This is a genomic window from Amphritea sp. (assembly GCF_016744155.1).
GTDB lineage: Bacteria > Pseudomonadota > Gammaproteobacteria > Pseudomonadales > Balneatricaceae > Amphritea.
In genome coordinates this window covers 95,550-105,500 of the sequence record NZ_JADGEW010000013.1, presented here as the reverse complement: position 1 = coordinate 105,500, position 9,951 = coordinate 95,550, and the positions used below count along the sequence as shown (strand labels likewise).

7 protein-coding genes and 1 pseudogene are annotated in these 9,951 nt (G+C 44.0%); 3 read left to right on the top strand and 5 right to left on the bottom strand.

The window, feature by feature from the left end:
- Positions 1-267, bottom strand: a pseudogene (locus tag QZZ54_RS11705) (ABC transporter substrate-binding protein); the annotation flags it as partial.
- Positions 264-992 (bottom strand): response regulator, encoded by a 729-nt coding sequence (locus QZZ54_RS11700; protein ID WP_290702870.1) that lies wholly within the window; start codon positions 990-992, stop codon positions 264-266. The gene QZZ54_RS11700 and the pseudogene QZZ54_RS11705, both read right to left, overlap by 4 nt.
- A gap of 572 nt (positions 993-1,564) precedes the next feature.
- On the opposite strand from QZZ54_RS11700, the gene QZZ54_RS11695 reads away from it, so the two are divergent.
- A complete protein-coding gene (locus tag QZZ54_RS11695) occupies positions 1,565-2,695 on the top strand; it encodes a GlxA family transcriptional regulator (protein ID WP_290702869.1) in 1,131 nt (376 codons plus the stop codon).
- 205 nt (positions 2,696-2,900) lie between these two features.
- On the opposite strand, the gene QZZ54_RS11690 is transcribed toward QZZ54_RS11695, so the two are convergent.
- The 3 genes from QZZ54_RS11690 to QZZ54_RS11680 form a co-directional block, all read right to left on the bottom strand.
- Complete coding sequence (locus QZZ54_RS11690) at positions 2,901-4,331, bottom strand: hypothetical protein (protein WP_290702868.1); 1,431 nt, start codon at positions 4,329-4,331, stop codon at positions 2,901-2,903.
- 8 nt (positions 4,332-4,339) lie between these two features.
- Positions 4,340-5,515, bottom strand: coding sequence for an AAA family ATPase (locus QZZ54_RS11685; RefSeq protein ID WP_290702867.1), 1,176 nt, complete (start codon positions 5,513-5,515; stop codon positions 4,340-4,342).
- A gap of 73 nt (positions 5,516-5,588) precedes the next feature.
- Positions 5,589-6,218, bottom strand: coding sequence for a hypothetical protein (locus tag QZZ54_RS11680; RefSeq protein WP_290702866.1), 630 nt, complete (start codon positions 6,216-6,218; stop codon positions 5,589-5,591).
- Between the two features lie 796 nt (positions 6,219-7,014).
- Here QZZ54_RS11680 and nhaC point away from each other — a divergent pair.
- Positions 7,015-8,505 carry a Na+/H+ antiporter NhaC gene (nhaC, locus tag QZZ54_RS11675; protein ID WP_290702865.1) on the top strand — a complete coding sequence of 497 codons (1,491 nt, stop codon included), beginning with the start codon at positions 7,015-7,017 and terminating at the stop codon, positions 8,503-8,505.
- Between the two features lie 490 nt (positions 8,506-8,995).
- A complete protein-coding gene (gene tehB / locus QZZ54_RS11670; RefSeq protein WP_290702864.1) occupies positions 8,996-9,559 on the top strand; it encodes a tellurite resistance methyltransferase TehB in 564 nt (187 codons plus the stop codon).
- The last annotated feature ends 392 nt before the right edge of the window (positions 9,560-9,951 follow it).

Here is a 9,951-nt window from a genome sequence, read left to right as displayed (position 1 = left end):
AATGTCAGCGTTGCCTTGTTGTACTTCAAGCAGGCAGCGTTTCCAGTTATAGCCCGCCCGGAGTTTTACACTGTAACCAAGTTCGGCAAATAGCTGCTGGGTGACTGCAGGGGCAAGCCCTGTCAGCTGTTTGTTACTGATCCAGGATACGGGGGGGTAAAAAGGGTGGCCGCAAGCTGTCAATGTGCGGCTGTAGCTGGTGGTGGGCAATAGAGCTAATACAGCGCTTAATAGCGTGATCAGTAGCCCCTGCCCACTATAGTTCATGACATATCTACAGGCTTGGGTGTAAACAGGTAACCGGTACCGTGCACAGTGAGAATCGTTCTGGGATTGGCGGGGTCATCATTCAGCTTACGCCGTAGCCGGCCAATCAGTACATCAACGGTGCGGTCACTCGGAACCCATTCCCGGTTGCGGATCTGTTCAAGTATTTGTTCCCGACTCATCACTCTGCCGGAGTTGATCATCAGCGTATTGAGCAGTTGGAACTCACCTTCTGTCAGTTGAATAATTTGTTGCTGCTCATCAATGAGCTGACGTCGGTCCAGGTTGAGTTTCCACCGTTCGAAGCTTTTTAAACTATGGGGTAGGGAATCGGTTGGTTTCTGATCTGTACAGTGGCGGACCCTGCGAACCAGATTTTTGGTACGAGCCAGAATCTCACGGGGGTTAAATGGCTTGGTGACATATTCATCGGCACCGCATTCCAAACCGATTAAACGGTCCACTTCATCCAGTCGACCGGTTACCAGAATAATCCCTACTTCGGTATTGACTCTCAGTTCACGGGTCAGGGTCAGGCCATCTTTGCCGGGCAGGCGTATGTCCAGCAGAATAACATCGATCGCTTCGCTGCGAAGAATCGCTTCAGCTTGCTCAGCCGTGTCTGCGGTAAATACAGTGTAGCCTTCCTGTTCAAAATAACTGCTCAGACAATGCCGGGTCAGTTCTTCATCATCGACTACAAGAATTCGGGCATCTGTGTTCATAAAGGAGTGTTTTCCTCGGCACAGGTAGTTGCGTTATACCCTCGTGCCTTATTATTTTTATAAATCCTTACGATCAATGTGAAATCCTAACTACTGAAAGTAGTGCTTCTTAGGGGGGCTTGGCAAGTCTGTTTACATATTGTTTACAACGTTTTACATCTTGAGGTTTAAACCCGGAGATGGTTTTGTTGCTTTTGATAAAAGCATCTTTAATTAGTTTTTTGACACAATTGGCCACCTTAATTAGTTAGATAGGTACAAGTTACTGTATTAGGAAGGCGTGAATAGGCTTTGTTAGTTCGTTTTAAGCACAAAGGGGCTGGCACCAAAAGGGTATGCTAAAGTTAAAGGGTGTTGTACCTGATCTTCTGGGAAAAGGTCCCGCCGTTAATTTACCTGAATGATAGTTCTTCAACTAAATCGTTGTAATCTTTGGATAAAGAGTTCTCAATTGCAGAGATTGATGTTAAATAAGGGGCTAATAATAAGCGCTGATTTAATACTCGCTTTCAGATATCAACTAACAGCCTATTAAATTACGCAGGGAATGCGATGTAGGCACAGGTTTACATATGACTCTTGAAGTTAATAGTGGCCAGCCCCGTGCCATCGGCTTTCTGCTACTGAATAATTTCACTATGATCTCACTGGCATCCGCCGTTGAGGCCTTGCGTATGGCCAATCAGCTCAGTGGTGAGGAACTGTACCTTTGGTACACCCTGACGATGGACGGTCAGCCTGTGAGTGCCAGTGATGGCATTACCATAACGCCTGATGCCAGTGTCGAAACCTGCCCGAAGCTGGATACCGTCATTGTTGCCGGTGGTCTGAATATTACCAAAGGCTATGACCGTACCCATATCAACTGGCTACAGGAAATGGATCGTAAAGGTTGTAAGCTGGGTGCGATCTGTACCGGTGGATACCTGTTAGCTGATGCTGGATTGCTGGACGGTTATGAATGCAGTACCCATTGGGAATATCTGGCGGCACTGCAGGAAGCATTTCCCAAAGTGAACTGTTCCAACCGCCTGTTTAGTCTGGACCGGGACAGGATGACCTGTACCGGTGGCACTGTGCCGCTGGATATGATGCTCAATGTGATAAAATTGGAGCATGGTTATCAGCTTTCTGCGGCTATCTCTGAGATGTTTATCTGTGACCGTGTTCGTGATGATAAAGATCAGCAAAAAGTACCCCTACGTCATGTATTAGGCACTACCCAGCCTAAACTGCTGGAATTAGTGGCGCTTATGGAGGCCAATATTGAAGAAGTGATCGAGATGGATGAGCTGGCCCATTATGTGAATCTGTCCCGACGGCAGATGGAGCGGCTGTTTCAGAAGTTTCTCGATTGCTCCCCCTCCCGTTATTATCTCAAGTTAAGATTGTTGCGGGCGCGGCAACTGCTTAAGCAGACCTCTATGTCGATTATAGATATCGCCGACGCCTGTGGTTTTGTTTCCAGCCCTCATTTTAGCAAGTGTTACCGTGAGCAGATGGGTATTCCTCCCCGGGAAGAGCGCTCTGTGGTGGGCAAAGGTAATGAGAATGAGCGAGTTAATAAGGAAAATAAACAGACACTAGTGGCGAGTAAACCCCAACCCACGGCTAAAGAGTTTGTCTCCAGCGGCGCCTTTACGGAGGCTAAAACAGAGTCTACTTTTGGCTCAATTCCCCTGAAGGATAAACGGGAGAAGTAGTCCAAGGTGACGTTGGATCCGGTACCTAGTGGGCATCTTGTTGGACGGGTTAGAATGTTTTTTAAGAGTGACGCCGCGTTGCAGTTTGTTTTTTGAATGTCGCAGTACTTTTCTATTTTTTGTTTTATTCTGTTTTACCTGAACGATTCTTGTCTAAAAAGGATAGTTCTGGGGCTGCTCAGCAGTGATAAATTTATCTGTAATTTTAATTACTAGTTAGTTGTAATACGCTAAAAACTTTATACATATACTTCATATCGAGAACTTGCTCTTGTGCGAATGCTTCAAGTTTTGGGTGGCCCTCAATGACTCGAGGGTGCCAGGGGCTGGTACTCCAACTTGAAGTTTGAGTTTTTATTCCAGAGAGTTCAGGGTTAGAAAAATAATATGCTGTCAGGGAACTATTTTGGTCAGCACGGTGAAAGGCTGAATTGATAACAACTTCAGGAGCGTGGATACCTTTCTCTTTTAAACGAAGGTAGCTAAGTTTAAAAATAGGTAGCTCCCAGGGCTTGGTTGAATGTTCCACCCAAAAGCAGTTTTGGGGACCGAAACTTTGATTTGAAGATACTTCACTGACATAACCCCTCTTAGCTGAACAAGCACTTTTCTGACGAAAGCCTTTTCCATTGGTGGAAAGGATAAATCGTACAGCGTATAAATTTTTTAGCTGTCCTGCTTCTTGCTGAAAGAAGATAATTGCTTTGTCATCTTCACTTTGCTGAACTTTATAGAATGCCAGGACTTCCCAATCACCTGCGGGAAGGGGTAATGAGAAATTAGTTATATTAAAACTATCGGAATATCGATTGCCGAGCAGATCATCTACCTTTAGCTTTGCTGAAGTAGGTTGAATACTCGGAGTAACTCTAGAAACTGAGAAACTACTAACTTGATACTGACCTTGGAAGCTTGTAATGGCTATACCTGTTCTATCTAGCAGGGACTGCTCAAGCGTTTTGTACACCTTCGAGGTTCGTTTATAAGTGAATGGAAGTCTTGCTTCTAAAATGCAATTACTGCAAGCGGTTGAAGATATATAGGAGCCGATTTCTACAGGTATATGATCAGGAATGCCTGTGACTTCCTGAGCGTGATAGCCTGAAATAATTACTTTTTTGATGTTATCGATATTACGACTATGGACCTTCCATTTAACCGGTTCATATGCCATGAGGACAAGGACTGAAGGGTTTATAGGATTGAACTGGATAGTGATCGGCTTTGTTTCATGGACAGCAGTCCACTTACGGTGACATTCGATGGCTTTTGAAGGGTCTTCCGTATGATCTAATCCGCATTTTGACCACCAGGGTTGCTCCTTTTTTCCACCGCTTCCTTCATAAGCACTCAACACATGAAGCTCGGTGTGTGTTGGAAATTTATTCAGACGTGTAGACACATCAAAGTTAAAACTGTCGTCATGGTGTGGATTGATACCACTCTTATCTACAGTTCCGTACGTGGGTGGTACGGATGGTTGGGATAGCGATGTTTTTGATGGCGTAGTTGTGCTCGCCACTGAAGTAGGGGGGAGCTGAGCCGGTGTTCCGTGATGCCGAAAACTCATATACAACGTTAAGCAAGCAAGGAATAAGAGAACAATCCAGGATTTTGTTTTTATCCATAATGTCATTTTGAATACTAAGCTTTTGCTGTTGTGAATTTTGCTTTTATTGAACCATCATCTTTCTCGATGATAGATACATAAGATGCGTTATGCTTTTTTGCATCGATTAAAGAATCAGCAATCTTATCTTCAATACTCCTGACCATATCCCTTGCGGAGCTTGATTTTCCCATTTTCTGAAATCTGTACATTAGGCTTAAAATGATATCAGGATCGATGCCTTGGCTGTCTACTTTAAGTCCGTAGTTATGGATCATCTTTTCAATTTCTAAAGCAGTTATTCTAGCCAAATCAAGCCCTTCAAGCTTTCTGAATACAAATATACGATCAATTCGATTTAGTACTTCAGGTGCAAACTTGGCTTCTTTTAACGTTTCAACTGCTGCAGATCTCAGATTGTCAGGATCATCTTTATAGATGTCATGAAGTTGGGTTAACCTATCAGTTGCTGAATTACTGGTTAAAACAAAGGTGGCTTGTGTGGTTGAAATACTTTTACCGTCAGAGCGTTCAGTTATAAAACCATCATTCCAAGCGGTTAAAAATGATTTTAGAACATCAGGATGTGCTTTTTCGATTTCGTCAAGCAGGACTATAGCGTTTGGTGTGTCTCTCAGACCTGAAGTTAACAGACCGTAACTGTCTGATCCGACATAACCCTTAGACATGCCGAAGAGTTGTGATAATCCATAACTGCCAGAAGAGAACTGAGACATATCCAAATGAATCAGTTCTCTATCCAGTTCATTCGCTAGCACTTTGGCTAAGTAGGTTTTGCCTGTTCCTGGGGGACCTGCCAGAAGAAATACACCAATAGGCTTGCCTCTTCTCACAAGTGCGTGACGTCTTCGTATTTGAGATGAGATATCATCACAGACATTATCCTGACCAATAATTTTCTGTTTGAGAGCGTAAGTTAAAGCTTCAGAATCGATAAACGTATCTTCTTTTATCTTTTCTATACCCTCAGTGACTTTAGTTTTATTGGTAAGGCGATCTAAAATGTCCATAAAAAAACCTATCCGTAGGAAAAAAGGAAGCATGTTGTTTTTATGTAGCAAGGCTGAGATAACCAATACCCATAAAAAAACAGAGATATAAAGTAGTTCATTTGTATACTTTTCAGAAAAATTATCCATTGATGCTAGATATTTGCTGAAAGGTATTTTTTCCATGAACTGAAACAACATAATCATAACCATGATGGTTATGATCAGAGGCATGTACCGATTCAGTGTATGAAGGAGCTTATGCATGATATGTCTAGTACATCAATGAGACAGGATAAATCTGACCAGGAGAAAGTCTTAGGAGAATATTATCGACTTGATTTAAAGCGACGGTTATACCGCCTCCTCCATCTGATACTCCCTTCATTGTAACTTGACCTCCTTTTCTAACAGGAACAGCGATGACTGCAGGCTCTTTCTTCAGCAGAACCTGTACTCGGTATCCTGCGCTTTCTATCTCGACAATATCTCCGTCCTGACTGGCAAAGTCCCATAGCTTTATCCAGACTAGCTCAGTCTTAGTTTCTTCAAGTTGTAATGAGTATTGATTTTCAGTGGGCTCGTGATTTGCCAGTGTCAGCTTTGGTTGGTGACTGTCAGCAATGGCTTTAGCTATAGGCTGATTATTAGGAAAGGTAGCAAGGGCTCGGGCTAAATCTTCTGGACGGACCCGGGTCGCTGGTATTTCAACAGGGCCGCTCATCGTTTGATGTATGCGTGCAATCTGTTCGGCTGAAAGAGTATCATCAGATGCCGTAGGTGGAAGTAGGTTTAAGATACCCGCAGTGGCAACTGATACTAAAATAGCTAAAGACATCCATTTAGCTGTTGTATTTAGTGGTTTTTTCTGACGTTTTGGGGTGGGTTGGTGAGGGCTGTCCATAGTATTATATTAACCTTACTTCCATGTTATTTTGGTGCTGAATCTCCATGGATCCATCGGATATGTAGCTCCGATGTACCCGAGCCTTTATTCTCTAGATTTATTACTTTATTTTCAAGGTCTGTAGCAATTAATAACAAGGACAGTTAAAAGGTTGGTTTTTTCTAGTATTCCAGCACTAATGGGTCAGAGATCATTGATCTATGTCCCCATTCTCCAAGTCTTATGAAGATCGTTCAAACCTCACTCTATATAAAGTGATATTTTTTTAAACTCATTCCTAGTAAAAATAGGTAGGCCCGCTCGGACAGCCTTTAGTTCTCTCAGATAAGTTTCGTATGCGTTCTTACCGACACTCAAAGTAGCAAAGCTACACTAGCTCATTGCGGCTTTTCTATATCTGTATAGCCAATCCTTGGCATGCAGGCGCACGGATTCCATTTTCTTTTCATCTGATTCATCACATACCCATTGAACAGATGTAACAGTGTCTGAGAACAATAGGGTCAGATGTTTGTTGCTATCAAGATTTGTGATGGCGGTATTAACTTACTGGATTTTATGAGGTTCGCATTAGTTAACCAGGTAAAGCAGAAAAAGAAGGTAGAGGCCAACCCTCTACTCAGGCTCATCTATGTATCTGTTCAGGTACATGTCGTTTACAACTCTTTACAGGCCATTAACCACTGATTTATTCCGAAGTGTTAGTGTTTCTCCTTTGATGGGCCATCATCATAGCAAAAACGCTATGTTATGAGGCTGCTTCCGAAGCTTGAAACTGAACCAGGAACAGAATATGAATAATAAAATTCCCAAACCCAGTCTCTCCATGGCATTACTGCCGATAGTACTGACACTTGCTATTCTGGGGGTCCAGCTTTTCTATTTTGGAGACTTTACACCCCATATACCCTTGGCCGCTGGCCTGGCCATTACAGCGCTGATAGGCTGGTTTAGAGGTTATCGTTGGGATGATATCGAAGACGGTGCACTTCACGTAGTGCGAGTGGGGCTCCCATCTATCGCTATCCTGATGACGGTCGGCATGATCATAGGTATTTGGATTGCCAGTGGCACTGTACCGCTGCTGATCTACTACGGGCTAAAGGTTTTGAGCCCGGAAATTTTCCTTGCCGCTGGTATGGTGCTGTGCGCCGTGGTCTCGGTTTCCCTAGGCACCTCCTGGGGTACTACCGGTACTGTGGGTCTGGCTCTGATGGGTATCGGTTCTGGTTTTGATATCCCTATGTACTGGACCGCTGGCGCGGTAGTTTCCGGTGCCTTCTTCGGCGATAAGATCTCACCGCTATCTGATACCACTAACCTGGCACCCGCTGTCACCGGTGTTAACCTGTTCGACCACATTCGCAATATGTTACCAACGACTGTACCTGCAATGCTGGTTGCCTTCGGCATTTATACGGTAGTCGGTTACACCCTGATTGGATCGAATGATGTTGATTTTACAAAAATTAAGACTATCACTGAGGGACTCGAGAATAACTTCAACCTATCCCTGATGCTGTTATTACCACCGATAGTGGTTATCGGTTTGGCCCTGAAGAAAATGCCTGCGATACCGTCGCTGTTTACCGGCGCGGTGTTGGGTGCGGTGATGGCTGTAATAATTCAGGGAATATCGGTACACGACATCTTTAACTTTATGCACTCAGGGTACAAAATTGACACTGGCATAGCGGAAATTGATGGTCTACTAAACCGCGGTGGTATTACTTCAATGACTTGGGTCATTACGCTGGTATTGATCGCCCTGAGCTTTGGCGGTGCACTGGAGCGCACCCGTTGTCTTGAAACTCTGATCGATGCGATAGTTAAGCGCACTCGCACTTTCTTTGGTCTGCAAGCAGCTGCAACAGGCTCAGCGGTAGTTACCAATCTGGTTGCTGGTGACCCCTACCTATCGATCGCGTTGCCTGGAAGAATGTTTGCACCGGCTTATACGAAAATCGGCTACTCCAAGTTGAATCTTTCACGGGCTGTAGAAGAAGGTGGCACTCTCATTTCGCCGCTAGTGCCTTGGAATGCTGGTGGTGCCTTTGTTATAACCGCTCTGGGATTAGGCATTGGCGACGGAAATTTCGAAAACCTACTCTATATTCCACTGGCGTTTGCTTGCTGGTTATCGCCGATATTCGGCTTGATCTATGCGGCAACCGGACGTTTCTCTCCCAAGGCATCTGAGCAGGAACTAGCCCAGGCCAAGGCAGAAGAACAAGACGCTCTGGACCATGCAAATATAATGAAGAAAGAGACTGTTACCTCCTAGTAAGCGACAAGGATCACAGTATTAGTCTCTGTGAAAATTGGATTCGACGCCGTCACTCTCGACGGCGTCGTCTTATGAAATTCTACACAAAGAGATCCGGTCGCCGTTCTGATTGCAGAACAGATTGAGATTTTTGCTACAAAACCCTATACGCATCAAAGGGAGAATACAAAGGGGGGCATATCTATCTCTCAGACGTAAAGCGTCGGGTAGAGTGCTTTGTTTTTTTAAATGTTTTCTATATCGAACTGACCTGTTCTGGTTGGTGAAAAAACAAAAAAAATCAAGACTGATGCTGCAATATAAAAACCGGTTGCTTCAAGGTACGAATTCAGAACTTGATGACATATAACCGATCTTGATTAGCTTAATTCTAATAAGTAGTGCTGTTGACCCGTCAGATAAAAGCTATAAAACCAGCCCGTTCATATTTAATTGAGCAAGATTAGTAGTAAGATGACAGCCCTCATTTCAAAGCCAAGTGGTTACCATGATAGTTGATCTAAATAGCCGCTATGGCTTAAATCCTGCGCATAGTGAAGTGGTAGAAGCGTGCAAAATTATTGAGCCCTGCGATACGTTAGATATGGGTTGCTCGAATGGACGTAATGCTGTTTACCTCGGCCAACTCGGATTTAGCGTGACCGCTATAGATGCTAATCCCGGTGCCATTGATATGCTGCAAAGCATTATTGTTGAAGAGGGGATGAGTATTAAGGCTCAGGTGTACGATATTAACAATGCGAGCCTTGGTGAGGACTATGACTTTATTGCCTGTACCGTAACCTTAATGTTCATCGATCCAGCTCGTGTTGATGCTGTTATTGCCGATATGCATAAGCGCACTCTGGCTGGCGGTTATAACCTGATTGTTTGCGCCATGAGCACTGATGAGAACCCATGCCCAGTTCGGTTCCCTTTTACCCTGAAAGCGGGGCAGTTGCGTGAGGCTTATGAGGGATGGGAGCTGATTAAGTACAATGAAGATGTCGGTACTATGCACAATGGTGCGAAATTGCAGTTTGCTACCCTATTGGCGCGCAAACCTGGCTAGATAAAAGGTGTGGATAGATAAAGGGGACAGATTTCTTTCTCTTAGTAGTACATAGCAGCTTAGATTTTTTTATTCGAAGGTCATAGGCTGTCCGTATACTCAGGTGGGGTTGTCCCCTTAATTTCAGGTTTTAATTCGCCCCGTTGTTGGCCGATACTTCTGTTTTAGTTCTCAAAAAAATATACAGGGGCTCCTTGTTCTCTGCCGTTTTTTGAATTTTTCTAACGCTTTATCCCTGTTCTATGTGCCCTCTGTGGTAGCAAACGCTCTAGCGCTTTCCCCTTCTATTACCCTCCACAAAGCACTTCGAGAACTTAATTCAATCACCCCCGTCGCTTTTGGTATTGGGTAAGTCGTTTCCAGCCCCTTTTAAATTTCCATGAAAAACTACA

Bases quoted from the DNA above. Each gene is read 5' to 3' on its own strand.
- nhaC (WP_290702865.1), top strand. From the start codon at position 7,015: ATGAATAATAAAATTCCCAAACCCAGTCTCTCCATGGCATTACTGCCG.
- tehB (WP_290702864.1), top strand. From the start codon at position 8,996: ATGATAGTTGATCTAAATAGCCGCTATGGCTTAAATCCTGCGCATAGT.
- QZZ54_RS11700 (WP_290702870.1), bottom strand. From the start codon at position 992: ATGAACACAGATGCCCGAATTCTTGTAGTCGATGATGAAGAACTGACC.
- QZZ54_RS11690 (WP_290702868.1), bottom strand. From the start codon at position 4,331: ATGACATTATGGATAAAAACAAAATCCTGGATTGTTCTCTTATTCCTT.
- QZZ54_RS11680 (WP_290702866.1), bottom strand. From the start codon at position 6,218: ATGGACAGCCCTCACCAACCCACCCCAAAACGTCAGAAAAAACCACTA.
- QZZ54_RS11695 (WP_290702869.1), top strand. From the start codon at position 1,565: ATGACTCTTGAAGTTAATAGTGGCCAGCCCCGTGCCATCGGCTTTCTG.
- QZZ54_RS11685 (WP_290702867.1), bottom strand. From the start codon at position 5,515: ATGTTGTTTCAGTTCATGGAAAAAATACCTTTCAGCAAATATCTAGCA.